Source organism: Rahnella perminowiae, from assembly GCF_019049755.1.
In the GTDB taxonomy this organism is placed as follows: domain Bacteria; phylum Pseudomonadota; class Gammaproteobacteria; order Enterobacterales; family Enterobacteriaceae; genus Rahnella; species Rahnella perminowiae.
Genome location: NZ_JAFMOS010000592.1, coordinates 1 through 24608, shown reverse-complemented (window position 1 = coordinate 24608; position 24608 = coordinate 1). Strand labels below are relative to the sequence as shown.

The window sequence follows — 24608 nt, the reverse complement described above, 5'->3', positions numbered from 1 at the left end:
ATTATAAGCCGCCTGTTCGCTCTGTATTAAAAATAACAATAATGATCATTTAAAATAATCAGACGGAAATATAATAATGACACTTTCTCTGACTTCTCCGACACCTCAATATAAAGAAAATAATAAAATAAAGCATCTGCTGAAATATGGATTTTGGGTATTGTGTTTCTCTGCACTACATAATCATGCTGCCCAGGCCGCCGGTAACTGGAACGGTACCGTGCTTGGTTTTGAAGCGCCGGGCGAGGGCATGTTCGGCGATATGCTGGGTATCCGTCCGATCATCGAAGACCACGGTTTCCATTATCAGCTCGGTTATCTGAGTGAATCCTCTTACAACGCTGGTGGCGGTTACAACCATGATAAACATCTGGCGTATATCGATCAGTTCTCGCTGACTTTTACGCAGGATCTGGAAATGTACACCGGCATTCCCGACGCGGCCATCGAAGGGAACATTGTTAACCGTAACCACAACGATAATCTGACCACAGAACGTACACAGGATCCGCGCGTCGGATTTAACGACCTTGCGCAGGAGAGCTGGGGCGGACAGTCAATAACCCGTCTGGGCTGGCTGACCTTTGGCCGTAGTTTCGATGATCGCAAACTGCACTGGCGCATCGGCATGATGAACAAAAATCAGGACTTCGACCAGATAATCCCCTGTGATTTTCAGTTGCTGAGCCAGTGCGGCGGTAAATCCGCCAACTCCATGACCTGGTACAACTGGAATAAACATTACTGGGGCACCACGGTTCAGTACAAACTGACATCGGAACTGACGCTGAAAACCGGCATCATGGAACAGAACCCGGACGCGTCGGATCGTAAATACGCCTGGAGCGGCTCCCTGAAAGGCGCCCGCGGTATCCTGCTGCCGATGGAAGCGGAACTGAAAACCAAGGTGAATGGTTTGCCGGGTATTTATAACTTCGGCCTGCTGTATACCAATTCGCCGCAAACCGATTTGTCGCAGGGGAAAACGCAAAGTGTCGGCGCAACGGATCCGCAAGGTTACCGCAAACACAGCAGCACCTGGTTTATGTATACCGGCTTCAACCAGCAGATCACACAGCGCGGTGATGATCCGAACCGTGGCATGAGCGTGTCATACAGCCTGGGAGTAGGCGACCAGCGCAGTAATACCATTCATTACACGCAGGCAGCTTCCCTGCGCTATCGCGGGCTGTTTGATGCGCGTCCGGAAGACTGGCTGGGCCTGGGTGTGACACATATTCAGATGAGTAACCATTACCGTCAGAATCAGGAAAACCTGAATACTCTTTATCAGGTCGATGATTACGGCAATCCGCTGTATACGCCGCTGTCAGGCCATTCCGTCAACGCCGATCTGTATTATCAGATCAAAGTGCGTTCATGGCTGATTTTGCAACCGGATTTGCAATACTGGTACCGGCCGGGCGGGGTGAAGGAAACGCAGGATGCCTGGGTGACCGGACTTAAGGCCATCGTCACGTTCTGAGTACAAAATTTACGCCTGACTGCGGATCGGATCTGGTAAAATTAACAGGCAGATCCGCAGACTGCGGCAGACAAAACCTGATCATCCGTACGGACGATTGGGTTTTTCTTTTCAGGGAGTCACAATGAAAATCGCCAAAATACTCAATAATAATGTGGTGGTTGTCGTCAACGAACAGCAGCGCGAACAGGTCGTTATGGGACGCGGGCTGGCGTTTATGAAGAAAGCCGGGGATGAACTGGATGACAGCAAAATCGAGAAAGTCTTCGCCCTGCAGAATGACGAACTGGTCGCACATCTGACGGAGCTGTTGTCGCATATTCCGATGGAAGTGATGACGACCTGCGATCAGATTATTTCACTGGCTCGCGGGCGGCTGGGGAAACTTCAGGAAAACCTGTATATCGCACTCACCGACCATTGCAATTTTGCCATTGAACGGCAGAAGAAGGGAGTGCCTATCAGTAATGCCTTATTATGGGAAACCCGCCGTCTCTACCCGAAAGAATATGCCCTCGGGCTGGAAGCGCTGGAGATCATCGACACCCGTCTCGGCGTACGGCTGCCAGTAGATGAAGCGGGTTTTATTGCCCTGCATCTGGTCAACGCACAACTTAACGGTGAAATGCCGGAAGTGGCGCAGATCACCCGTGTGATGCAGGAAATCCTCAATCTGGTGAAATACCAGCTGCGTATCGAATATGACGAAGAAGCACTGAGCTACCAGCGTTTCGTCACCCATCTTAAATTCTTCGCCCAGCGCATGCTCAGCCGCACGGTGGTGGCCGACGACGACATGACCCTGCATGTGGCGGTGAAAGAGAATTATCCGCAGGCGTGGTTGTGCGCGGAAAAAATCGCCGATTACCTGGCCGCGCAATATCAGCGCGAACTGACCACGGAAGAAATTATGTATCTCTCCATTAATATCGAACGGGTGAGAAAAGAGAGTCTGCCGAAATAATCGTCCTGACCGCACGCAGACGCAAAATTTGCATCGCGAAATATGACTGTTCACAATTTTTTATGACGGTTTTTTTTGCCACGGTTAGTGAGAACAGGTAGCATCCTTCGCCGTTATTGCACCAAAACAGTTCCGGCTAAAAAAACTACAGTGGGTAAACCCCATAAACGGCGAGGCTTGCAATCGTTTGCTTGCAGCACCCGGCGTCAGGTGAAGGTTATTTTGGAGAACAACTCATAATGAAGTCTCATAAGAAAACGGCAGAGGCGAAGCACGCGGCTAAACGGCGCTGGCTGGATTCCCACGATCACGGTTATCACAAGAGTATGGGCAACCGTCAGGTTCAGATGATTGCCATTGGTGGTTCTATCGGTACCGGTCTGTTTCTCGGCGCGGGGGCGCGTTTACAGATGGCAGGCCCGGCACTCGCTATCGTGTATGCGGTGTGTGGTATTTTTTCATTCTTTATCTTGCGTGCACTGGGCGAACTGGTTTTACACCGTCCGACCAGCGGCAGCTTCGTATCCTATGCCCGTGAGTTTCTGGGTGAAAAAGCTTCTTATGTAGCAGGCTGGATGTACTTCCTGAACTGGGCGATGACCGGCATTGTCGACATCACCGCAGTGGCTCTGTACATGCACTACTGGGGAACCTTCGGTGATGTTCCGCAATGGATGTTTGCGTTGGGCGCACTGGCGATTGTCGCCACCATGAACATGATTGGCGTGAAATGGTTTGCTGAGATGGAATTCTGGTTTGCGCTGATCAAAGTGGCCGCGATCGCTATCTTCCTGGTGGTTGGTGTGGTGTTCCTCGGCACCGGCAAACAACTGGACGGTAACGCCACCGGCCTGCATCTGATCACCGACAACGGCGGTATTTTCCCGCACGGGCTGTTGCCGGCGCTGGTTCTGGTGCAGGGCGTGGTCTTTGCATTCGCAGCCATCGAACTGGTCGGTACCGCGGCGGGCGAAACTAAAGATCCTGAGAAAGTGCTGCCGAAAGCCATTAACAGCGTTATCTGGCGTATTGCCTTGTTCTACGTCGGCTCCGTAGTGCTGCTGGTTCTGCTGCTGCCATGGAATGCGTATCAGGCGGGGCAAAGTCCGTTTGTTACCTTCTTTAGTAAGCTGGGCGTGCCTTACATCGGTACTATCATGAATATCGTGGTGCTGACGGCGGCGCTTTCGAGCCTGAACTCCGGACTGTATTCCACCGGTCGTATTCTGCGTTCCCTGTCGATGGGCGGCTCAGCACCGAAATTCATGTCTAAGATGAGTGCGCAGCAGGTGCCGTACGCCGGTATTCTGGTGACTGTCGGCATCTACATTGTTGGTGTTATTCTCAACTACTACGTGCCTTCACAGGTGTTTGAGATCGTCCTGAACGTCGCCTCACTCGGCATCCTCAGTTCATGGGCTTTCATCATTGTCTGTCAGATGAAACTGCGTACTGCCATCAAAGAAGGCCGTGCAAAAGACGTGTCTTTCAAGATGCCGTGGGCACCGGTAACCTCATGGCTGACGCTGGCGTTCCTGGCGGGCGTGCTGATCCTGATGGCCTTTGACTACCCGAACGGCACCTACACGGTGGCGACCATCCCGGTGCTGATCCTCCTGCTGGTCCTGGGCTGGATTGGTCTGCGCAAACGTGCGGCTGAAGTGCATGCCGAACAGGCTGAGCAGGAAGAAGCGCATCAGGCAAGTCTTAACGCGAAATAATTCGTTTCGCAGATTTTCAGCAAAGGGCTGCCGTGAAGGTGGCCCTTTTTCATTCGTGCCCGGTAAAAAAATCCGAAACAGCCATAGTGCCTCTCTCCTTTGACTAGGCTTATTCTTTTATGATGAGAGGGGAGCAAATGTTGAAGATTTTTTTACACATATTCTCCAGCCCGGAAAAATTCCTCGGGCTGCTAAGTACCGCAGACAGGGATAACACGCTGGAAGAAGGTGAGCGTATTCTGATTGATGAAAACGGTACGGCGTCAGTCAACCTGGCTAATCAGGAGATGCAGAAAGACTTTGCCCGTCACGTCAAACGTATGAGCGTACTGTAATGGCGACAGCGGTTTTCATGGTCTTAATGGTCTGCGGCTACTGGTACACCACCCGCGACATTTCATCGCGTTTCAAACTTAAACGCACCTTCGGCTGGGACGTCTATTTTTTGGTGGCTCTGTATGGCTGTATTTTTGTCCTGCAGGGGGTGCTGGTCATCGCGCTGGTGTATCTGGTGCTGTGGGGGATTTCTGACGTCATCAACTGGCTGCCCGCTTTGGCGCATCAGCAACAGGATGTGCACTACCATCGTGATTTCATCAACTGGAGCTTTTTAGGTATTCAGGCACCGGTGGTGATTATGCTTGCCGTTTCCGTGATGCTGTGCCTGGTGCGCACCACCTGGTCGCCGGGCTTACGCCTCAATACTGCCGGACGCAAACAACTGTACAAACAACTCACCCGCGCCAACGGCGTGGAAGGGCTGTTGTATCAGTGTATGGAAGAGGGCGATATGGTGTTTATCACGTTACAGTCGCGGCGCGTATATATCGGCATGGTACATACCGCAAAATGTGAAACGAGTTCATCAGACAACGTTGTGGTGATCCCGATGGTCAGCGGCTATCGCGATAAAGATACGCTGGAGCTGCGCGTCGAGCACAATTATGCCCGCTATTATCAGGAACATGGCATCACACCTGTGTCAGAACCGGTGAGTGTATTGAAATTTCGAAAGGTGATTTTACTGAGCCAGATAGAAACCCTGTCGCTGTTTGATCCCTCAAGCGCCTGCGCGTTTAAGAAACTTATTCCGCTGATTGAGGAAGAAATGGCCCGGAAAATTGGCGAGAAGGACGCCTGAAATAAGACGTCCCGCAGGTATTACACGATAGTGAAGCTGAAATCACTCAGACCTTCGATGCCGCCGGTGATCACGTCACCGCGCACGACCGGTCCCACACCGGCTGGTGTACCGGTATAGATCAGATCACCAGGTTTGAGTTCCACCGCCTGAGACAGATAGCTGATAACGTCCGCCACCTGCCAGATCTGGTCGCTCAAATCACCGCGCTGACGTTTCTCACCGTTCACGTCGAGCCAGATTTTACCGGCCGCCGGATGACCTGTCTCACTCACCGGCAGCAGCGGATTCGCCGGTGCGGAAGCATCAAACCCTTTGGCGAAATCCCACGGACGTCCCAGTTTCTTGGCCTGTGCCTGAATATCGCGACGGGTCAAATCCACACCCACGGTGTAACCCCAGACGTGTGACAGTGCGTCTTCAGCGGCAATATTTTTACCGCCTTTTGCCATCGCGACGACCAGCTCCACTTCATAGTGCAGGTCTTCGGTCAGGGTCGGATAGGGCACATTGCCGCTGGCGGGAACCACGGCATCAGCCGGTTTGCCAAAGAAGAAAGGGGGTTCGCGATCAGGATCATGGCCCATTTCGCGGGCGTGCTCGGAATAGTTGCGCCCAACGCAATACACGCGGCGCAACGGGAAACGGGCGCTCTGGCCTTCGACGGCGAGAGACGGAACTTCAGGTGCAGCAATTACATATTCAGTCATCGCATTCACTTCACAAAGTTATCGAATTAACATATTTGCAAAGCGAATCCACATTGACCAGTAAATTTATGTTACTGGTCAATGTCTCACTGTCAGGCTTTGTAACGCGGTGCGGCATGAGCCTGCAGGAAGTTTGGCACCATCGCACCGCGCAGGGCATCAAAATCGTTCCACTGTTTTTCGTCCTGTAGTGGTGGAATGGTGATTTTTTCTTTGCGGTCAAAGCCCAGTAAGGCGGCATCCACCAGTTCACCCACTTCCATCACGCCCGGGACTTCATCGATATTTTTGCCAGAACGTTCCCAGATTTCTGTACGCGTTGCGGCAGGCAGCACCGCCTGAACGTACAGACCGCGTCCGGCCATTTCAAATTGCAGCGTCTGGCTGAAGGTCAGTACAAAGGCTTTGGTGGCGGAATACACCGCAGACTGCAATTCCGGTGCCAGCGCCATGACAGATGCAATATTGATAATTGCCCCGTCTTTGTGGCTGATCAGGCCGTCGAAGGCCACGCGGGAAAGACGTGCGACGGAGGTAACGTTCAGGGCGATCAGATTTTCGATGGCATTGGCGTCGCTGTTTTCAAAACCGGCTTTCAGCGAAGCGCCGGCATTATTCACCAGCAGGGAAATCTGCGGTGTAGCGCGGATAAATTCCTCAACGCGGGTTAAATCTTCGCTGCGGGTTAAATCGGCAGGCAGCACAGTGACGCTGACGCCGGTTTCCTGTTGCAGGCGGTCCGACAGCGCGTTCAGGCGTTGAACGTCACGGGCAACGAGGATTAAATCGTAACCACGTTTCGCCAGGCGATCGGCATAGGTTGCGCCAATGCCGGTGGATGCGCCGGTGATTAAGGCCAGGGGCTGAGAGCGAGTTGTATCTGACATGGTATAACCTCGGTGTTGAGTAATTGGTTTAATAATAAAACCAGATGATTTTTAGCACCAGTGGTTTTATAATGCAACCAGATTTTCTTAAACGCATTAAGCAGGAAGTGCCATGAAACGAACCCGTCTGGAAAACACGCCTTGTCCGGCTGGCCGTGCGCTGGATTTAATCGGCGACTGGTGGACATTGCTGATTGTCCGCGACGCGATGTACGGCATCTCGCGATTCAGCGAATTCCAGCGCAGTCTGGGGGCGGCGAAAAACATTCTCAGCACCCGGCTTAAGGCGCTGGTGGCAGAAGGCATTTTAAAGATTGAACCCGCTGCCGACGGCTCGGCGTATCAGGATTACGTACTGACCGAAAAAGGGCGGGCGCTGCAACCGGTGCTGGTCGCGCTGGGGCAGTGGGGAAGTGAATATTTGTTTGAAGAAGGCGAAGCCTGTACGCAACTGGTGGATATCGAAAACCGCCAGCCGCTGCGTAAGCTGGAAATCCACGCGCAGGACGGGCGGGTACTTGAGAGCCGGGATATTACGGCGATTATTCCTGAGATTTAAAATTTGAATTCGATCAGCTCCTCCCCTGTGAAGGGGAGGAGCTAAAAGCGAAACCCGCAATGACGCGATCGGCTCCCGCGCCTGAGAAAGGGAGGAGCAAGATTACCGCGCAATCCTCTCATGCCAGTATTTTGTAAACTCTTCCTCGCCGTTCAGGCTGACGACCATATCACCGCTGACGATGAAATGTGTCAGGTCGCTGCGCAGTTCAAGCGTAATTTCCGCCTCCATCCACCAGCCTTCACGTCCCATTTTCATGGTCTGTGTGAGCAGATAACGGGCGGAAAGCGGATCGCTGTTACTGACCGTCAGTTCACGACGCAGACTGTGGTCGACGGTGGTGTCGATATCATCAAAGCGGTAAACGCCTTCGCCGAATACGCCCCCCACGCCATGCGTGACGCTGGTCCAGCTGTCCGTGAGGAAATCGTAAGTGATGTTACGGTCAACGCGGCCGGGGGACAGCACAGTTTGCGGCGTCAGCGGTGCGCTTTGTGGTTCCCTGATCGGGCCATCAACCGACACCGGTTGCCCGCACACCGGCAGGCTGAGTTGCGCGCTGTGCAAATCTAACGTCAGCGTCGCGGCTTCAGGCATCGGCCAGATCATCGGCCAGAAGGTGGTGGCCAGCGAGAGCCGCATCCGGTGGCCGGTGGCAAAACGGTGTGCGATACCGTCCAGTTGTACCGGCACTTTGACTTTCTGGCCGGGAATAAGGGGCACAGATTGGTCATGGCCGTGCAGATGCGACAAATTCAACCACCCGTGCGTGACACGGTTTACCGAACCGTCCGGCGCGACGTCAGAAAGCCGGACATACAGCATGGCGGCGGGTTTATCGCTGCTCAGTTCGACGGTAAATTCCGGGAAGCCGAAAATGGTCAGCGGCTCAGCCAGCGGTTCGCCGTCAAAGATTTCCGCCATGCCGTCATCGACACGCTGATCCGGCGGCATTTCGCCGGGCACGCCTGCGCCCATCCATTCACCGGCCATCAGGCCATGGTTTTGCGGCGAACAGATATTGAGCACCCCGGCATCAACGTCCGGTTGGGTATTGAGCTGGCCGCGTGTCAGCCATCGCGGGCTGTGACTGATATTGCTGGCGGTGCCGCGATCAAATCCCACCCATTCGCCACGGCTGACCGGACGCATCGCCGATGGCGGCTGACTGTCCTGCAACCAGGTTTGGATCATCGGGCCTTCCATCGCGCCATTGTCTTCACCTTTCAGCCAGTGATCCCACCAGCGCACGGCTTCCTGTAAGAAACCAATTGCCGGCTCCGGTGTGCCGTCCTGCGGATAAATATGTGCCCACGGGCCGAGAATGGCGCGGCGTGGCACTTTCAGATTATCCATCAGGCGGAACACGGCGTTACTGTAGGCGTCGGCCCAGCCGCCGATGGCCATGACCGGACACTGGATTGCCGGCCAGTCTTCGCATACGGAACCGTGCTGCCAGTATTCATCGCGCAGCGGATGTTCCATCCATAATGCCGGGAAGAACGGCATATTTTCCAGACGGTTCAGCCAGTCTTTGTACCAGCTTTCACCGACCAGCGCCGGATCCGACGGGCGGCTCTGATACGCCAGCATAATGCCGCCCCACCAGAGATTGTCGTTGAGCAGACAGCCGCCTTTGTAGTGAATATCGTCGCGGTAACGGTCGTCGGTGGAGCAGACAGTGATGATGGCTTTCAGGGCGGCAGGGCGGCGGGCAGCGACCTGCAGACCGTTAAAGCCCCCCCAGGATTTGCCCATCATGCCCACATTGCCGCTGCACCAGCGTTGTGCAGCGATCCACTCAATGACTTCCAGTGCGTCGTCCTGCTCCTGAAGCAGGTATTCATCGGCCAGCAATCCGTCGGATTCGCCGCTGCCGCGCATATCCACACGTACGACTGCGTAGCCGTTGCCGGCGAAGAAACCGTGCATCGGTTCGTCGCGGGTGCGGGTCCCGTCGCGTTTGCGGTAAGGGATGTATTCGAGGATCGCAGGAACCGGCTGCTGTTCAGCGTCGTCCGGCAGCCACAGGCGCGCAGCGAGACGCGTGCCATCACGGAGCGGGATCCACAGATGTTCAGTGACGGTGACGGCGTGCGGGAATTCAGTCACGATGCGTTTGGTGTTCATAAGACTCCTGTCGGGGAAATCGCTGCCGCAGGTAGCGCCGTGCCACGCTGGACGAGAACGTCATCCAGCCAGCTGGTGCGCATTTCCGGTACGGAGGTCAGCAGTTTTTCGGTATAGCTGTGCATGGGCGCGCTGAAGACCACGTCAGTATCGCCGCTGGCGACCACCTGACCCTGATACATCACGGCCACCTGATGGGCGATACGTTTCACCGTACCTAAATCGTGGGTGATAAACAGGTACGACAGCCCGAGTTGTTCCTGTAAGCGGCGCAACAGATTCAGCACTTCTTCCGCCACCAGCGGATCGAGTGCTGACGTCGCCTCATCACAGATAATCAGTTCCGGCTGCGCAGCCAGCGCACGGGCGATGCAGACGCGCTGTTTCTGCCCGCCGGAAAGCTCACCCGGGCGACGGTCGATCAGTTTGACCGGCAGTTCGGTGAGTCGCAGTAATTCTTCCACACGCTCACGTACCTGCTTTTTGTTCATGCCGAAATAGAATGTCAGCGGGCGGCCGATGATATCCAGCAGTGTCTGGCGCGGATTCAGCGCCACGTCAGGCAACTGATAAATCATCTGCATGCGGCGCAGCGTTTCTTTATCGCGCTGATGGAAATGATGTGAAAGCGAAATGCCGTCGAAATCCACCGAGCCTTCGGTATCCGTCAGTAAACCCACCAGCGCCCGTGCCAGCGTACTTTTTCCGCTGCCGGATTCGCCGATAATCGCCAGCGTTTTGCCGCGCGGCAGTTGCAGGCTGACGTCATGCACTACCTGCTTACCGTTGTAGCCGGTGCTCAGTTTGCGCATCGTCAGCAACGGCTGACCGGCGGTTTCATGGCCGCCGGTCAGTGGTGTCAGGGCGTGTTCGCGTTCCGCCACCAGTCTGCGGGTATATTCCTGCTGCGGATTTTCCAGAATGGTCTGCGTGCTGCCAGTTTCCACTTCTTTGCCGTGCCGCAGCACCATAATCCGGTCAGCAAGCTGGGCGACAACGGCCAGGTCGTGCGTGATATACAGCGCCGCCGTGTTGAACTCGCGCACCAGTTTGCGCAGCATCACCAGCACTTCAATCTGCGTGGTGACGTCCAGCGCGGTAGTCGGCTCGTCCATAATCAGTAAATCAGGCTTACAGGACATGGCCATGGCGGCCATTGCACGCTGAAGCTGGCCACCGGACAACTGATGCGGGTAACGTTTGCCAATGTTTTCAGGGTCCGGTAAATCCAGCGAGCGGAACAGCGAAATCGCCCACTGGCGGCTCTCTTCCTGGCTCATCAGACCGTGGCGGATCGGGCCTTCGCAGACCTGTTTTTCGATGGTCAGCGCCGGATTAAACGAGGCTGCTGCGCTTTGCGCCACATACGCCACGCGCTTGCCGCGCCATTGACGTTTGATATGCGAAGGCTGAGAAACGATATCCGTGCCGTCCAGCAAGACTTCGCCACCGGCAATCCGGCAACCCTGACGTGCATAGCCGAGCGCCGCCAGTCCGATGGTCGATTTCCCTGCGCCGGATTCGCCAATCAGGCCGAGCACTTCACCGGCTGCCAGTTTCAGACAGATATCCTGCACCAGCGGCGAACCGTCGAGGGTCTCGATGCGCAGGCCGCGCATTTCTAAAATCGTGCGTGTCATGCTTCGTCTCCATGCGGCAGGCTGTTACGTGCCAGCAGCCAGTCGACCACCAGATTGACGCCAATCGTCAGCAAGGCAATCGCTGCCGCCGGATATAGCGGGGCGAACTGACCAAAGTTAATCGCCTGAGCATTGTCACGCACCATGCTGCCCCAGTCGGCATACGGCGGCTGAATGCCCAGCCCTAAGAAGCTTAAGCCCGCGATAAACAGGAAGGTAAAGCAGAAGCGCATGCCAAACTCCGCCAGCAGCGGCGGCAGGGCGTTAGGCAGGATTTCCCGGAACAGCACCCAGCGCAGCCCCTCGCCACGCAAACGCGCCGCTTCAACATATTCCTGACAGACAATTGCCTGCGCTACCAGCCGTGCCAGACGAAACACTCGGGTGGCATCAAGCAGGGCGATGGTCAGCACCAGCACGGGAACAGAGGTGCCCATCACGGACAATACGATCAGCGCAAAAATCAGCACCGGAATCGACATCACGGTATCGACGATGCGCGACAGCACCATATCCACCCATTTACCGTAAATCGCCGCCGTAAAGCCGGTGACGATGCCGATGATGAAAGAACTGAAGGTGATAGTCAGCGCGATAGCAATGGTGGTGCGGGCACCAAACAGGATGCGTGACAGCATGTCGCGACCGAGACTGTCGGTGCCAAATGGCGTGGCGGCGGAGGGCAGCAACCAAATGTCACCGACCTGTTCAGTTTCACTGTGCGGCGCGAGCCACGGCGCAAAAATAGCGGCCAGCAGGTTCACCGCAATGATCACAATACCAATCCAGGCCGACAGCGGGATGTTAATGAAATATCGGTTCATGCGTTCCCTCTTCAGCGCGCATGGCGCAGGCGTGGATTGCACCAGATCGCCAGTAAATCGGCGGTGGTGTTGAGAAAAATATAGGTGCCGCCAAACAGCAGGCCGCAGGCCTGAACCACCGGCAGGTCGCGTTTGGTGACCGCATCCACCATGTATTGCCCGATGCCCGGATAGACAAACACCACTTCCACCAGGATGACACCCACCACCAGATACGCCAGATTGAACGCGACGACATTAATGATTGGCGCAAGGGCGTTGGGCAGGGCGTGAGATACCACAATCCGCCATCGCGGAATGCCTTTCAGCACCGCGCTTTCAATGTACGGGCTGGCCATCACTGCGGTGACTGATGCACGCGTCATGCGCAGCATATGCGCCAGCACGACCAGCGTCAGGGTAACCATCGGCAGCGTACAGACGTAAAGACGGTCGATGAACGAGGAACTGCTGTCCACCATTGCCAGACTCGGGAACCATGTCAGCCGGATAGCGAAAGCGATGACCAGAATGTAGCCGACAAAAAATTCCGGCACCGAAATACTGATTAGCGTCAGGGTATTCGCCAGCCGGTCAAAAACGGAACCGCGCCAGATGGCGGATGCGATGCCTAAACCGACGGCAAGCGGTATCGCGATCACCGCCGCATATCCGGCAAGGAACAGGGTGTTTGCCAGACGTGGCAGTAATTCATCGCTGATGGCACGCCCGTTCGCCAGCGACTGTCCTAAGTCACCATGCATAATGCCCGCCAGCCAGTGCAGATAACGTAGCACTGACGGCTCATCCAGCCCGAGTTGCAGACGCAACGCGGCCACGGTTTCAGGCGTGGCACTCTGGCCTAAAATGGCCGTCGCGACGTCGCCGGGCAGCATTTCCGTGCCGATAAAAATCAGCACAGAAACCAGCCACAGCGTGACAATGCCTGACAGGATCCGCTGTAAAATCCTTTTCTTCATCATGCCTCCAGCCAGACGCGCTCGGCCAGACGACCACCCATGAAGTTGAACATCGGGTGGGGTTTGATACCGCCGACTTTTTTGCTGGCCGCATCAAGATAATCGCCGAACAGCGGGATCATCGCGCCACCGTTATCGCGCACGATACTTTGCAGCTCGCCATAAATTTCGGCCCGTTTGCCCTCATCGAGCAGTGAACGGGCCTGCAACAGCAAGGCGTCAAACTTCTCATCTTTCCAGTGGGTGTCATTCCATTTCGCCGTCGACTGATAGGCGGTGGAGAACATCTGGTCAGCGGTCGGACGCCCGCCCCAGTAACCCATGCTGAACGGTGCTTTCATCCATACATCGTCCCAGTAGCTGTCGGCGGGCTGGCGTTTAATGTTGACCTGAATACCGCCTTTCTGTGCCTGCCCCTGGAACAGAGCCGCGGCGTCGAGCGCACCGGCAAAAGCAGCGTCAGAGGAGGACAGTTCGATTTTAAGATCCGTCAGACCGGCTTTTTTCAGATAGAACTTCGATTTGTCCGGATCGTAAACGCGCTGTTCCAGACTGTGATTGAAGAAGCGATCGGTCTTAGGGATCGGGTGGTCATTGCCCAGCGAGCCGTAGCCGCGCAGCACGGTGTCTAGGATTTTCTGACGGTCTATACCGTGTTTAATTGCCATGCGCACATCGTTGTTGTTGTACGGTGCGACGCTGCAGTCCATCAGGAAGGTGAAATGCTGGCCGCCGGAAGAACGAATAATATTCAGTGCCGGGCTGCGTTTAAGGAAGTCGACGGTTTTGAAATCAACGCGGTTAATGGCGTGAACCTGACCGGAAATCAGGGCGTTGGTGCGGGCGGTCGGGTCGTTGATGACCAGCACTTCCACGGCATCGACAAAGGCGCGATCCGGTTTCCAGTAATTCGGGTTGCGTTTAAACAGCGATCGTACACCCGGTTCGTACTGATCAAAGATAAAACCGCCGGTGCCAATCGGGTGAGACCAGTCGGTGAAGCCTGCCGGTACCACCACCAGATGGTAATCCGCCAGCAGATAGGGCAGGTCGGCGTTGCCGCTTTCAAGCGTGATCAGGATCTGCTTATCGCCCTGTTTAGTCAGACCGGTAATCGGGGCCAGCTGGGACTTGATCGCGCTTTTGGATTTGTCGCCGCGATGCAGGTTGATGGAGTAAAGAATGTCATCGGCATCCAGCGTCTTACCGTTATGGAAAGTCACGCCCTCGCGCAGGGTAAACACCCATTCAGCAGCACCGGGTTTGGCCTCCCACGCGGAGAATAATTCAGGTGTGGCTTTGTTATTTTCGTCAATTTCAATCAGGCCGTTCATCAGCATATATGCCTGATTTAGCGGGACCCAGTCGCTAAATAATGTCGGGTCCAGCGTATCACTGGTATTTCCCCCTGACATACCCAGTTTTAATATGCCGCCTTTTTTCGGTTCAGCAGCAAAAGCAGAGAACGGTGAAAAGCCCATGGCACTCGTAATACCCACAGCGGAAGCGCTGGTAATAAAGCCGCGACGGCTAAGTTGTGCATCCTGCATTAATTTCGTCAAAGGGGAATTATTATCTTTCATTAATTTTCTCCATAGTACGTGCTGGAATTTTTTAGGTGCAGGTGAAATATCCCGGGTGGATCAATGGGCGCAATGGTTTGCCTTGATGATTTATATCAAAACCCCCTGTTGAACTTGCATGAGAATTTATCATGAGGGTATGCGAAAAATGCGCGGCAGAACACCCTGAAAAGCTTTATTTTTCTGATCTACCAACGTCTGAAAAGGGAAGTGACCGGTGGAACTGCATACGGTTGTCGGCTTAATTGGCGTGTTTTGCTATCTTCTGGCTTATGCGCTGGTTCAAATGCGCAGGCTAGCGGTTGATGCTAACAGTTACGCCTATCTTAATATAATCGGCGGTGTGTTTGGTCTGTATTCATTAAGTCATGATTTTAACCTTGCATCCTGTATTTCACAGTCATGCTGGCTATTATTTACATTAATTGGCATGAATTCGGCGAGAAAACGCAGATACCTTGAAAGGAATAAAATCCCGCCGACGGATATATAATTAACATATAAGATTCTTATTAATCTCCATCTCCCCTTCGCAGGGGAGGAAGCAAACTATTTAAGGCTGTTTCAGCCAGTTAATAACTTTGTGTACCATGGGTTTGAGGAACCGATCCTGCGGCGTCAGCATGTAGCATTTTCCTGCCGCCGCCAGTTTGCCGGGATGCGCGGCGACAAGCTGGCCATTATTGATATAATCCTGCACCAGTCCTTCCCAGCCGAGCAATATCCCGTCGCCCAGCACTGCCGATTGCACCAGGAACGGATAATTATTGGCGCGCCACGTTCTGCGCGGCGTCACGAAGCTGACACCCTGTGAGGCAAACCAGTCGCGCCAGCCTGTCCATTCACGCTGTGGATCATCCTGAATCAGCAGGGTTTGTTCCAGAAGATCGGCGGCGCTGGCCTCCGGCGGAAGACGAGCCAGAAATTGCGGTGAGCACATCGGATAACATACTTCGTCAAACAACGCCTGAACGTGGTATCCGGGCGGCGGCTCCCGCAGATAGAAGATAGCCAGATCAAATTCTGATGACTTAAGGTCTGAAAAGCTGTCGGAAATTTTCATGCGGATTTGCAAATCGGGCAAAAGCTGGCGCAATAACGACAGGCGGGACGACAACCACAGGCCGCTCATGGCGCTGGTACAGGCCAGTGTGACCTGCGGTAAACCATTCCAGCCCATGACTTCCGCCGTGGATTGCGAAATATCGCCCAGTAATTTACGCACCTGATGCGCATAGGTTTCACCGCGTGGCGTCAGGGTCGTTTTACGCTGAGCGCGCTGGAAAAGTTTACATCCGAGCATTTCCTCCAGCTGGATGATCTGGCGGCTGATGGCACTTTGAGTAAGATTCAGCTCATCGGCTGCCCGGGAAAAACTGCAATAACGCGCCACGCATTCAAAAGCCACCAGCGTGTTCAGTGGCGGTAACGGTTCTATCTGCACGGTAAAGTCTCCCCGCATGGGCGTTTAGCTGTTTTCCAGCATCAGCGAAATCGTCAGACCGACCTGCTGGATGGCGCGTTCAGTTTTTGCAGTCAGGGGCTGGGCATAATTGATGCGCAGGCAATTACGGTATTTGCCTGAAGCAGAGAATATCGAACCGATGGCAATTTGCACGAGATGTTCTTCGAGCAGCCGGTTCAGGCGCTGTGTATCCACGCGTTCATCGAGTTCAATCCACAACAAAAAACCGCCCTGCGGACGGCTGACACGCGTACCACACGGAAAATACTTCATCACCCAGTCGGTCATGATGCACAGATTGCGCTGGTACTGATTACGCATCCGGCGCATATGCTGCAGGTAATGTCCCTGTCTGATGAAATCGGCGATTGCGATTTGTGGCAGCGTCGCCGACGCGCCGGTAGTGATGTATTTCATGTGCAATGCGCGGTCATGGTAGCGACCCGGCGCGATCCAGCCGACCCGTAAACCGGGCGCCAGCGTTTTTGAAAACGAGCTGCACAGCAATACGCGGCCATCTTCATCGAAAGAAGTGATGGTAGCAGGGCGCGGATACTGATACGCCAGTTCACCATAAACATCGTCTTCGATAATGGCGATATCGTAGCGTTGTGCCAGTCGCAGCAGACTTTTTTTCCGGTCATCCGGCATGTTGTAACCGAGCGGATTATTGCAGTTTGGTGTCAGTTGTATGGCCTTGACCGGCCACTGCTCGAGTGCCATTTCCAGCGCTTCGAGGCTGATGCCAGTCACCGGGTCAGTCGGGATTTCCAGCGCTTTCATGCCGAAACCTTTCAGGGTTTGCATGGCTCCGTGAAAACTCGGCGAATCCACCGCCACAATATCACCTTGTTCGCAGACCGAACGGATAGCGATAGACAGGGCTTCATGGCAACCGGTGGTGATCAGAATATTGCTGGCATCCATGTGGCTGCCGCTGTCAATCATCAGGCGGGCGATTTGTTCGCGCAATTCTTCCGAGCCGTAAATGCTGTCGTAATGAAATGCATTGAGATTCTGATGCTGTCCGGCCCGGCCCATCAGACGGCTGAGTGGCCTGAGCGTGGCTGCCGTGACGTCCGGCGAGCCCCGCCCGAGTTGAACCACACCGGGACGATGCGGCGAAGTGATCAATTCAAGCACCTGATCCCACTGGGAAATATCCACAGGACGTTGTGTCGGGCGGCAAACCGCCGGCAATGCTGCCTGCAGACGCGCATCTTTCACGAAGTAGCCGGATTTGGGCCGCGCTTCCACCAGCTGTTTTTCTTCCAGCACCCGGTAGGCCTGCTGAACCGTACTGACGCTGACGCCATGTTCGCTGCTTAACACCCGCACCGAAGGCAGGCGGATCCCCGCCGGATACAGGCCCTGTTCAATACGGTCACTCAAGACATTTGCCAGATTTTCGTAACGGTTCATTTTCTTTTCCTCAACGCCTGCGCAAAGAAAGCAGTACAGATGGACACAATCTAACGCTTAATCTGTCATCAGATCCAGATCTGTATGGTCGAAATACAAAAAAACTGAATCTGTAATGTTTTCACTGTTTGTTAGATCCTGATGTCAGGTCGTCAACGGGAGCAGAATATGAAAAAAATCATTGAAGATCGGCAGTTTGCCGGATGTGACACGCGTGTCTGTGCAGAGATCGCAACACCTGAGCGGGCAGTACAGATGCCGCAGAAAAAAGCCGGATGGGTAAAACAGTTATTTGCCGTCGTGCACGACTGGAATGAGCGGCGCGTCAGCCGCAAGATTTTGCATTCACTGAACGCGGATCAGCTGAAGGATATTGGTCTGGCGAAATCGGATATTGACAAAGAATATCCTAAAGCCATCTGGCCGAACTGGCCGAAGTGATTTTGCGCCCTCCCCTGCGAAGGGGAGGAGCGGTCATGAGTTTTACTTCACCTGCATACCCGGCTGTGCGCCGGAATCCGGGCTGAGCAGGAAGATGTCTTTTCCGCCAGGGCCCGCCGCCATCACCATCCCTTCAGAGATGCCGAAGCGCATTTTACGCGGTGCGAGGTTCGCGACCATGATGGTCAGACGACCTTCCAGTGCTTTCGGATCAGGATAGGCAGAACGGATACCGGAGAAAATCTGACGCGTTTCGCCGCCCAGATCCAGCTTCAGACGCAGCAGTTTGTCTGAACCTTCGACGAAATCAGCGCTTACGATCAGCGCGATACGCATATCCACTTTGGCAAAATCATCAAACGTGATGGTTTCCTGAATCGGGTCATCGGCCAGCGGTCCGGTTGCCGGAGTTTTGGCTGCAGCGATATCCTCTTTTGAGGCATCAACCATCGCGGTCACTTTATCCATCTCGATACGGCTGAACAGCGCTTTGAACGGATTCACCTGATGCGACAGCAGCGGCTGGGCAATCGCGTCCCAGTCAAGGCGGGTATTCAGGAAAGCTTCTGTGCGCTCTGACAATGCAGGCAGAACCGGTTTCAGATAGGTCATCAGTACACGGAACAGGTTAATTCCCATTGAGCAGATGGCCTGCAGGTCGGCATCACGGCCTTCCTGTTTCGCCACCACCCACGGAGCCTGTTCGTCGACATAACGGTTGGCCAGATCAGCAAGTGCCATGATTTCACGGATGGCGCGACCTGACTCACGGCTGTCGTAAGCCTGAGCGATGCTTTCCGCGGCATCGGTGAAGGTTTTGTACAACGCTTCATCGGCCAGCTTATCAGCCAGTTTGCCGTCAAAACGTTTGGCAATAAAACCGGCATTACGTGACGCCAGATTGACGACTTTATTGACGATATCGGCGTTAACACGCTGCACGAAATCTTCCAGATTCAGGTCAATATCGTCGATGCGTGAAGACAGTTTTGCCGCGTAGTAGTAACGCAGGCAGTCTGCATCCAGATGGTTAAGATACGTGCTGGCTTTGATGAACGTGCCACGGGACTTGGACATTTTCGCACCGTTGACGGTGACATAGCCGTGCACGAACAGATTAGTCGGCTTGCGGAAACCGCTGCCTTCCAGCATTGCCGGCCAGAACAGGCTGTGGAAGTAAACGATGTCTTTACCGATGAAATGGTACAGTTCGGTCGTGGAGTCTTTTTTCCAGAACTCGTCGAAATTCAGATCGCTGCGGCGGTCACACAGGTTTTTGAATGAGCCCATATAGCCGATGGGCGCGTCCAGCCAGACGTAGAAATATTTGCCCGGGGCATCCGGAATTTCAAAACCGAAATACGGGGCATCGCGGGAGATATCCCATTGCTGCAAACCATGTTCAAACCATTCCTGCATTTTGTTCGCCACTTGTTCCTGCAGTGCGCCGGAACGGGTCCAGGCTTGCAACATCGCGCTGAACTCAGGCAAATCAAAGAAGTAATGTTCGGAATCACGCAGCACCGGCGTCGCGCCCGACACCACAGATTTCGGCTCGATCAGTTCAGTCGGGCTGTAGGTGGCACCACATACTTCGCAGTTATCGCCATACTGGTCAGGCGATTTACATTTCGGGCAGGTACCTTTAACGAAACGGTCAGGCAGGAACATGCCTTTCTCCGGATCGTACAACTGAGAAATAGTGCGATTCTTGATAAAACCGTTTTCTTTCAGACGACCGTAAATCAGCTCTGACAGCACACGGTTTTCATCACTGTGGGTGGAGTGATAGTTGTCGTAACTGATGCCGAAGCCGGCGAAATCTTTCTGATGCTCCTGGCTCATTTCGGCAATCATCTCTTCCGGCCTGATCCCGAGTTGCTGTGCTTTCAGCATGATCGGAGTGCCGTGTGCATCGTCCGCACAGATGAAATGCACTTCATTGCCGCGCATTCGCTGGTAACGAACCCAGACGTCAGCCTGGATGTGCTCGAGCATGTGACCGAGATGGATGGATCCGTTGGCGTACGGAAGTGCACAGGTTACCAAAATTTTTTTCGCGACTTGAGCCATAGTAAGAGCTTGCTTTCTGTAGTTGAAATCAGGGGCATTGATGTTAACCGAAAGCGCCGCCCCGCGTAAACAAACGGGGGGATCTCCTTGCGTGTGTTCTGTTATGCTTAAGGCAGATACCTCGTCTGATAACCCCTTTCAAGGAGCCGGGATGACATCTCAATCCCCACAGCAGACCACACCCGCAGGGCTGCGCGCACTCGTGACCGGCGTACTGGCCACCTTCCGCCATTCCACACTGCAAAAAGATTTGCCCGCGATGAAAGCGTTGCATCACTGCGTGTTAATGGATGAAGTTTTACATATTGATCTGACCCTGCCGTTCGCCTGGAACAGCGGTTTTGATGCGTTAAAGGAAGAAACCAGCAGCGAATTGTTGCGGGTGACGGGGGCGTCTGCGATTCAGTGGAATCTGCGCCACGACATTGCCACCATCAAACGGGCAAACGAACAGCCGGGTATCAAGGGTGTTCGTAATATTCTGGCAGTAAGTTCAGGCAAAGGCGGGGTAGGGAAGTCTACCACGGCGGTTAACCTGGCGCTGGCGCTGGCGGCGGAAGGTGCCAAAGTTGGTATTCTGGATGCGGATATTTATGGGCCTTCTGTCCCGAATATGCTGGGTACTGAAGAAGAACGCCCGACCTCGCCGGATGGCGTGCACATGTCGCCGATTATGGCGCACGGCCTGGCGACCAACTCGATTGGCTATCTGGTGACAGATGAAAACGCCATGGTGTGGCGCGGGCCGATGGCCAGCAAAGCGCTGATGCAGATGCTGCAGGATACGCTGTGGCCAGATCTGGATTATCTGGTCATCGACCTGCCACCGGGTACCGGTGATATTCAGCTTACGCTGTCGCAAAATATTCCGGTGACCGCCGCCTTAGTGGTCACGACGCCGCAGGATATTGCGCTGCTTGATGCGATGAAGGGCATCGTGATGTTTGAGAAAGTCCATGTGCCGGTGCTGGGGATTGTCGAGAACATGAGCATGCATGTGTGCAGCAACTGCGGGCATCACGAACCGATTTTCGGTACCGGTGGCGCGCAACGTCTGGCCGAGAAATACCGCTGCGAATTGCTGGCGCAATTGCCGCTGCATATTTCACTGCGTGAGGATTTAGATCGTGGCGAGCCGACAGTGGTTTCTAATCCGGAAAGCGAATTCACAGTGATTTACCGCGAACTGGCGGCAAAAATTGCGTCACAACTGTTCTGGAAAGGCGACGCCATCCCGACAGAAATTGCCTTCAGAGCCGTTTAATCCCCCAACTCTGCGAATTATTGCCTGATGTCAGCGATTACACCGCCTTAACGCTGGCATCGGGCAGTGTGTTGTACTTATAATTGGCGCGTTCAAAGCATATGTCTGTGCTTGCCTTCCAACTTCCAAATCAGGTCTTTAATTTTATGTCTGACAAATTCCATCAGTGTGTCATCGTGGGTATCGCTGGCGCATCTGCTTCGGGAAAAAGCCTCATCGCCAGTACGTTATACCGTGAACTTCGTGATCAGGTCGGTGATGAGCATATCGGGGTCATCCCGGAAGATTGCTACTATAAAGACCAGAGTCACATGACCATGGAAGAGCGGGTCAAAACCAACTACGACCATCCAAGTGCGATGGACCACAATTTACTGTTCCAGCATTTACAGGCTATGAAGTCTGGTCAGGCAATTGAATTACCGAGCTACAGCTTCATTGAGCATACCCGTCTGCCAGAGACCGTCACTCTTAAACCGAAGAAAGTGATTATTCTGGAAGGGATCCTGCTCCTGACCGACGCGCGTTTACGTGACGAAATGAATTTCTCCATCTTCGTCGATACCCCGCTGGATATATGCCTGATGCGCCGCATGAAACGTGACGTCAACGAACGTGGTCGTTCAATGGATTCCGTGATGGCGCAGTATCAGAAAACGGTACGTCCAATGTTCCTGCAATTTATCGAGCCTTCAAAACAATACGCAGACATCATTGTACCGCGCGGCGGCAAAAACCGGATTGCGATTGATATCCTCAAGGCTAAAATCAGCCAGTTCTTCAATTAATCGCGGAACAATCCGTTAACACCACACCGGAGATACGATGAGACTTTGCGACCGAGATATAGAAGCCTGGCTGGACAGCGGCAAATTAGGCATTTCACCCCGTCCGCCGGTTGAACGGATTAATGGTGCAACGGTAGATGTGCGTCTGGGAAACGGATTTCGCGTTTTCCTCGGGCATAACGCGGGTTATATCGATCTGAGTGGCCCGAAAGACGAAGTCAGTGCTGCGCTCGATAAAGTGATGAGTGATGAAATTGTGTTGCCGGAAGGTGAAGCATTCTTCCTGCATCCGGGGGAACTGGCGCTGGCAGTGACCTATGAGTCGGTCACTATTCCTGACGATCTGGTGGGCTGGCTGGACGGACGCTCCTCACTGGCGCGTCTCGGGCTGATGGTGCACGTAACCGCACACCGTATTGATCCGGGCTGGAAGGGACGTATCGTTCTGGAGTTCTATAATTCAGGTAAGCTCCCGCTGGCGCTTCGCCCGGGAATGTTGATTGGCGCGCTGAGTTTTGAGCCGTTATCGGGTTCTGCTGCAAGGCCGTACAATAGTCGTCAGGACGCGAAATACCGCGACCAGCAAAGCGCTATTGCCAGTCGTATTGATAAAGACTGATTCTGTTTTTCATCCGTTTTACGGATAAAAACGTGAGGAAGGCATGAGAAGACTACTGACAACACTGGTGATCTTACTGGTGGTTATCATTGCCGGCATGACTTCGCTGGTATTCCTGATTAACCCGAACGATTTCCGCCAGTACATGGTGGAAAGGGTCGAGATGAAAAGCGGCTATCAGCTGGCCATCAACGGTTCACTGCGGTGGCATGTCTGGCCGCAGCTTAGCATCATTGCCGGTCAGACATCAGTGACCGCACCGGGTGCTAAAGTCCCGGTGGTCAGTGCGGAAAATATGCGGCTGGATGTCAAACTCTGGCCTCTTCTTTCTCATCAGCTTGCGGTGAAGCAGGTTCTGCTGAAAAACGCTGTTATTCGTTTAACACCGGAAACGGAAGAAAATCAACCTGATGCGCCGGTGGCACCTTCTACGCCAACGCCTGTTGCCCCAGCGGCCTCTGAACTGGAAGCAGGCTGGAAATTTGATCTCGATAAAATCAGTGTGGCTGACAGTTTACTCATCTGGCAGCGTGGTGATGACGAGCAGATCAACGTGCGCGATATCAATCTGGAAATGGAAAAGAATGACAACCGTCAGGCTACCATCCAGCTTTCAAGCCGCATAAACCGCGATCAGCGCGATCTGTCTTTCACGATGAAGGCTGAACTGGATATGCAGCACTATCCGCAGGCTGTCTCTGCCAACATCAGCAAATTCACTTATCAGCTCAGCGGTGCCGATATTCCGGTGAAAGGTCTTCAGGGAAACGGCTCGATGCAGGCCAGCTACCAGCGGGATAATAATTTGGTGACGCTGAATCAGCTGGCACTGACCGCCAATGATAATCAGATTTCCGGTACGGCCACCGCGAAGCTGGGTGAACGGGCGGATTACCAACTGAATTTAAACGCCAATAAACTTGATCTTGATGCACTGACAGGCTGGCAGCCTAAGACTGATGAGCCCGCATCGCAAACGGCGCAGTCTGTTACCTCCGCCCCCGTTATTGCCCGTGATGTGGATGAACAACCCAACGGACTGAATAATTTGCAAACCTTCAATGCCACGCTGGCGCTGAAGGTGGCGGATCTCACCTATCGCGGGATGAAAATCCAGAACCTTGCACTGAATGCGGTCAATCAGCAGGGCAAGATTTCTTTGCCAGCATTAAGCGGCAACATGGGGGCCGGGCACTTTTCTCTGCCTGGCACTGTGGATGTCACCGGGAATAAAATTCATGTTCATCTGACACCGGATGTGAATAGCATTGAACTGGGCGATTTTCTGGCGGCTTACGGGTTACCGAAAGTCCTGACCGGCAGCTTCTCGATGCAGGGCGATGTGAGCGGAGAGGGGCTATCGGCCGCCGATTTCGCACGCCGCTGGCAAGGCGACGGGCAACTTTCCATGGATAATGCGCGTCTGAACGGCCTTAATATTCAGCAGCTTATCCAACAGGCCGTCAGCCGTAATACCAGTAATGTTCAGGGGCTGGAAAAGTATGAACACTATAGCCAGATCGATACGCTGAAAGCACAGGGACATCTGGCCGGAGGGACACTGACCCTGAGTAACCTTGAAGGCCAGTCGCCCATGGTGTCCGGGAAAGGTGACGGAACAATCGATATGTCGAATCAAAAGGTGGATATGAACTTGCTGATTCGTGTTACCGGTGGCTGGAAAGGTGACAGCAATTTGATCAATACCCTGAAAACGACAGATATCCCGTTGCGGGTTTACGGACCCTGGGCTCAGATGGGATATCAGTTACAGGTGGATCAGATACTGAGGCGTACGCTTGAACAAAGCGCTCGCAGCGCCATTCAAAACTGGGCCGATAAACGCAAGGACAGTAAAGAAAAAGGCGATGTTGAGAAATTATTAAACAAATAATCTCTTCCTCTAAGCGTATTCTGAGTATAAAAAAACGG

General features: G+C 53.9%; 22 protein-coding genes. 12 read left to right on the top strand and 10 right to left on the bottom strand.

Features of this window, described 5'->3' with window-relative positions; genetic code table 11:
• The first annotated feature begins 250 nt into the window (after positions 1-250).
• The 5 genes from J1785_RS17765 to J1785_RS17745 all read left to right on the top strand — a co-directional run bounded on the left by J1785_RS17765 (position 251) and on the right by J1785_RS17745 (position 5312).
• Positions 251-1486, top strand: a complete 1236-nt coding sequence (locus tag J1785_RS17765) for a carbohydrate porin (RefSeq protein WP_235174257.1) — start codon at positions 251-253, stop codon at positions 1484-1486.
• Positions 1487-1610: 124 nt separating this feature from the next.
• Positions 1611-2450, top strand: a complete 840-nt coding sequence (gene bglG / locus J1785_RS17760) for a transcriptional antiterminator BglG (protein WP_129952658.1) — start codon at positions 1611-1613, stop codon at positions 2448-2450.
• A 239-nt stretch (positions 2451-2689) separates the two neighbouring features.
• Positions 2690-4171, top strand: a complete 1482-nt coding sequence (ansP, locus tag J1785_RS17755) for an L-asparagine permease (RefSeq protein WP_129952659.1) — start codon at positions 2690-2692, stop codon at positions 4169-4171.
• Positions 4172-4308: 137 nt separating this feature from the next.
• Positions 4309-4506, top strand: coding sequence for a hypothetical protein (locus J1785_RS17750; protein ID WP_129952660.1), 198 nt, complete (start codon positions 4309-4311; stop codon positions 4504-4506).
• Positions 4506-5312 carry a hypothetical protein gene (locus J1785_RS17745; RefSeq protein WP_129952661.1) on the top strand — a complete coding sequence of 269 codons (807 nt, stop codon included), beginning with the start codon at positions 4506-4508 and terminating at the stop codon, positions 5310-5312. The genes J1785_RS17750 and J1785_RS17745 overlap by 1 nt, the downstream gene beginning before the upstream one ends.
• Positions 5313-5332: 20 nt before the next feature.
• On the opposite strand, the gene J1785_RS17740 is transcribed toward J1785_RS17745, so the two are convergent.
• Together J1785_RS17740 and J1785_RS17735 are read right to left on the bottom strand one after the other, a co-directional pair.
• On the bottom strand, positions 5333-6022 hold the full coding sequence (locus tag J1785_RS17740; protein ID WP_129952662.1) for a fumarylacetoacetate hydrolase family protein: 690 nt from the start codon (positions 6020-6022) through the stop codon (positions 5333-5335).
• A gap of 92 nt (positions 6023-6114) precedes the next feature.
• The gene (locus J1785_RS17735) at positions 6115-6909 is read right to left on the bottom strand and encodes an SDR family NAD(P)-dependent oxidoreductase (RefSeq protein WP_129991882.1); all 795 of its coding nucleotides are present in this window, start codon (positions 6907-6909) and stop codon (positions 6115-6117) included.
• 112 nt (positions 6910-7021) lie between these two features.
• On the opposite strand from J1785_RS17735, the gene J1785_RS17730 reads away from it, so the two are divergent.
• Positions 7022-7468 (top strand): winged helix-turn-helix transcriptional regulator, encoded by a 447-nt coding sequence (locus J1785_RS17730; protein ID WP_129952664.1) that lies wholly within the window; start codon positions 7022-7024, stop codon positions 7466-7468.
• 102 nt (positions 7469-7570) lie between these two features.
• Here J1785_RS17730 and J1785_RS17725 read toward each other — a convergent pair whose 3' ends face one another.
• Genes J1785_RS17725 through J1785_RS17705 form a run of 5 tightly spaced genes read right to left on the bottom strand, consistent with a single transcriptional unit; the run spans position 7571 to position 14604 of the window.
• Positions 7571-9598, bottom strand: coding sequence for a CocE/NonD family hydrolase (locus J1785_RS17725; protein ID WP_129952665.1), 2028 nt, complete (start codon positions 9596-9598; stop codon positions 7571-7573).
• On the bottom strand, positions 9595-11238 hold the full coding sequence (locus J1785_RS17720) for an ABC transporter ATP-binding protein (RefSeq protein ID WP_129952666.1): 1644 nt from the start codon (positions 11236-11238) through the stop codon (positions 9595-9597). Before J1785_RS17720 ends, J1785_RS17725 begins: the two co-directional genes overlap by 4 nt.
• Positions 11235-12062, bottom strand: a complete 828-nt coding sequence (locus tag J1785_RS17715) for an ABC transporter permease (protein ID WP_129952667.1) — start codon at positions 12060-12062, stop codon at positions 11235-11237. Before J1785_RS17715 ends, J1785_RS17720 begins: the two co-directional genes overlap by 4 nt.
• A gap of 11 nt (positions 12063-12073) precedes the next feature.
• Positions 12074-13021: an ABC transporter permease gene (locus J1785_RS17710; RefSeq protein ID WP_129952794.1), complete on the bottom strand. Its 948-nt coding sequence runs from the start codon at positions 13019-13021 to the stop codon at positions 12074-12076.
• The gene (locus J1785_RS17705; RefSeq protein WP_129952668.1) at positions 13021-14604 is read right to left on the bottom strand and encodes an ABC transporter substrate-binding protein; all 1584 of its coding nucleotides are present in this window, start codon (positions 14602-14604) and stop codon (positions 13021-13023) included. The genes J1785_RS17710 and J1785_RS17705 overlap by 1 nt, the downstream gene beginning before the upstream one ends.
• 217 nt (positions 14605-14821) lie before the next feature.
• Between J1785_RS17705 and J1785_RS17700 the strand changes: the two genes are divergently transcribed.
• Entirely contained in the window at positions 14822-15097 is a 276-nt protein-coding gene (locus tag J1785_RS17700) for a CBU_0592 family membrane protein (protein WP_015696885.1), read from the top strand.
• A 60-nt stretch (positions 15098-15157) separates the two neighbouring features.
• On the opposite strand, the gene J1785_RS17695 is transcribed toward J1785_RS17700, so the two are convergent.
• Together J1785_RS17695 and J1785_RS17690 are read right to left on the bottom strand one after the other, a co-directional pair.
• Positions 15158-16048: a LysR substrate-binding domain-containing protein gene (locus J1785_RS17695; RefSeq protein ID WP_129952669.1), complete on the bottom strand. Its 891-nt coding sequence runs from the start codon at positions 16046-16048 to the stop codon at positions 15158-15160.
• Positions 16049-16072: 24 nt separating this feature from the next.
• Positions 16073-17491 carry an aminotransferase-like domain-containing protein gene (locus J1785_RS17690; protein WP_129952670.1) on the bottom strand — a complete coding sequence of 473 codons (1419 nt, stop codon included), beginning with the start codon at positions 17489-17491 and terminating at the stop codon, positions 16073-16075.
• A gap of 168 nt (positions 17492-17659) precedes the next feature.
• Between J1785_RS17690 and J1785_RS17685 the strand changes: the two genes are divergently transcribed.
• A complete protein-coding gene (locus J1785_RS17685; RefSeq protein WP_129952671.1) occupies positions 17660-17932 on the top strand; it encodes a DUF1127 domain-containing protein in 273 nt (90 codons plus the stop codon).
• A gap of 42 nt (positions 17933-17974) precedes the next feature.
• Here J1785_RS17685 and metG read toward each other — a convergent pair whose 3' ends face one another.
• Complete coding sequence (gene metG / locus J1785_RS17680) at positions 17975-20047, bottom strand: methionine--tRNA ligase (protein ID WP_255466766.1); 2073 nt, start codon at positions 20045-20047, stop codon at positions 17975-17977.
• 109 nt (positions 20048-20156) lie between these two features.
• On the opposite strand from metG, the gene apbC reads away from it, so the two are divergent.
• The 4 genes from apbC (at position 20157) to asmA (ending at position 24570) form a co-directional block, all read left to right on the top strand.
• Positions 20157-21269, top strand: a complete 1113-nt coding sequence (gene apbC / locus J1785_RS17675) for an iron-sulfur cluster carrier protein ApbC (protein WP_129952673.1) — start codon at positions 20157-20159, stop codon at positions 21267-21269.
• Between the two features lie 146 nt (positions 21270-21415).
• Positions 21416-22057, top strand: coding sequence for a uridine kinase (udk, locus tag J1785_RS17670; RefSeq protein WP_013575064.1), 642 nt, complete (start codon positions 21416-21418; stop codon positions 22055-22057).
• Positions 22058-22094: 37 nt separating this feature from the next.
• Positions 22095-22676 (top strand): dCTP deaminase, encoded by a 582-nt coding sequence (gene dcd / locus J1785_RS17665; protein ID WP_120133513.1) that lies wholly within the window; start codon positions 22095-22097, stop codon positions 22674-22676.
• 43 nt (positions 22677-22719) lie between these two features.
• The gene (gene asmA / locus J1785_RS17660) at positions 22720-24570 is read left to right on the top strand and encodes an outer membrane assembly protein AsmA (protein ID WP_129952674.1); all 1851 of its coding nucleotides are present in this window, start codon (positions 22720-22722) and stop codon (positions 24568-24570) included.
• Positions 24571-24608 lie beyond the last annotated feature (38 nt).

Excerpts from the sequence above, each read along its gene's own strand:
- J1785_RS17765 (WP_235174257.1), top strand. The coding sequence starts at position 251 with ATGTTCGGCGATATGCTGGGTATCCGTCCGATCATCGAAGACCACGGT.
- bglG (WP_129952658.1), top strand. The coding sequence starts at position 1,611 with ATGAAAATCGCCAAAATACTCAATAATAATGTGGTGGTTGTCGTCAAC.
- ansP (WP_129952659.1), top strand. The coding sequence starts at position 2,690 with ATGAAGTCTCATAAGAAAACGGCAGAGGCGAAGCACGCGGCTAAACGG.
- J1785_RS17750 (WP_129952660.1), top strand. The coding sequence starts at position 4,309 with ATGTTGAAGATTTTTTTACACATATTCTCCAGCCCGGAAAAATTCCTC.
- J1785_RS17745 (WP_129952661.1), top strand. The coding sequence starts at position 4,506 with ATGGCGACAGCGGTTTTCATGGTCTTAATGGTCTGCGGCTACTGGTAC.
- J1785_RS17740 (WP_129952662.1), bottom strand. The coding sequence starts at position 6,022 with ATGACTGAATATGTAATTGCTGCACCTGAAGTTCCGTCTCTCGCCGTC.
- J1785_RS17735 (WP_129991882.1), bottom strand. The coding sequence starts at position 6,909 with ATGTCAGATACAACTCGCTCTCAGCCCCTGGCCTTAATCACCGGCGCA.
- J1785_RS17730 (WP_129952664.1), top strand. The coding sequence starts at position 7,022 with ATGAAACGAACCCGTCTGGAAAACACGCCTTGTCCGGCTGGCCGTGCG.
- J1785_RS17725 (WP_129952665.1), bottom strand. The coding sequence starts at position 9,598 with ATGAACACCAAACGCATCGTGACTGAATTCCCGCACGCCGTCACCGTC.
- J1785_RS17720 (WP_129952666.1), bottom strand. The coding sequence starts at position 11,238 with ATGACACGCACGATTTTAGAAATGCGCGGCCTGCGCATCGAGACCCTC.
- J1785_RS17715 (WP_129952667.1), bottom strand. The coding sequence starts at position 12,062 with ATGAACCGATATTTCATTAACATCCCGCTGTCGGCCTGGATTGGTATT.
- J1785_RS17710 (WP_129952794.1), bottom strand. The coding sequence starts at position 13,021 with ATGAAGAAAAGGATTTTACAGCGGATCCTGTCAGGCATTGTCACGCTG.
- J1785_RS17705 (WP_129952668.1), bottom strand. The coding sequence starts at position 14,604 with ATGAAAGATAATAATTCCCCTTTGACGAAATTAATGCAGGATGCACAA.
- J1785_RS17690 (WP_129952670.1), bottom strand. The coding sequence starts at position 17,491 with ATGAACCGTTACGAAAATCTGGCAAATGTCTTGAGTGACCGTATTGAA.
- J1785_RS17685 (WP_129952671.1), top strand. The coding sequence starts at position 17,660 with ATGAAAAAAATCATTGAAGATCGGCAGTTTGCCGGATGTGACACGCGT.
- apbC (WP_129952673.1), top strand. The coding sequence starts at position 20,157 with ATGACATCTCAATCCCCACAGCAGACCACACCCGCAGGGCTGCGCGCA.
- udk (WP_013575064.1), top strand. The coding sequence starts at position 21,416 with ATGTCTGACAAATTCCATCAGTGTGTCATCGTGGGTATCGCTGGCGCA.
- dcd (WP_120133513.1), top strand. The coding sequence starts at position 22,095 with ATGAGACTTTGCGACCGAGATATAGAAGCCTGGCTGGACAGCGGCAAA.
- asmA (WP_129952674.1), top strand. The coding sequence starts at position 22,720 with ATGAGAAGACTACTGACAACACTGGTGATCTTACTGGTGGTTATCATT.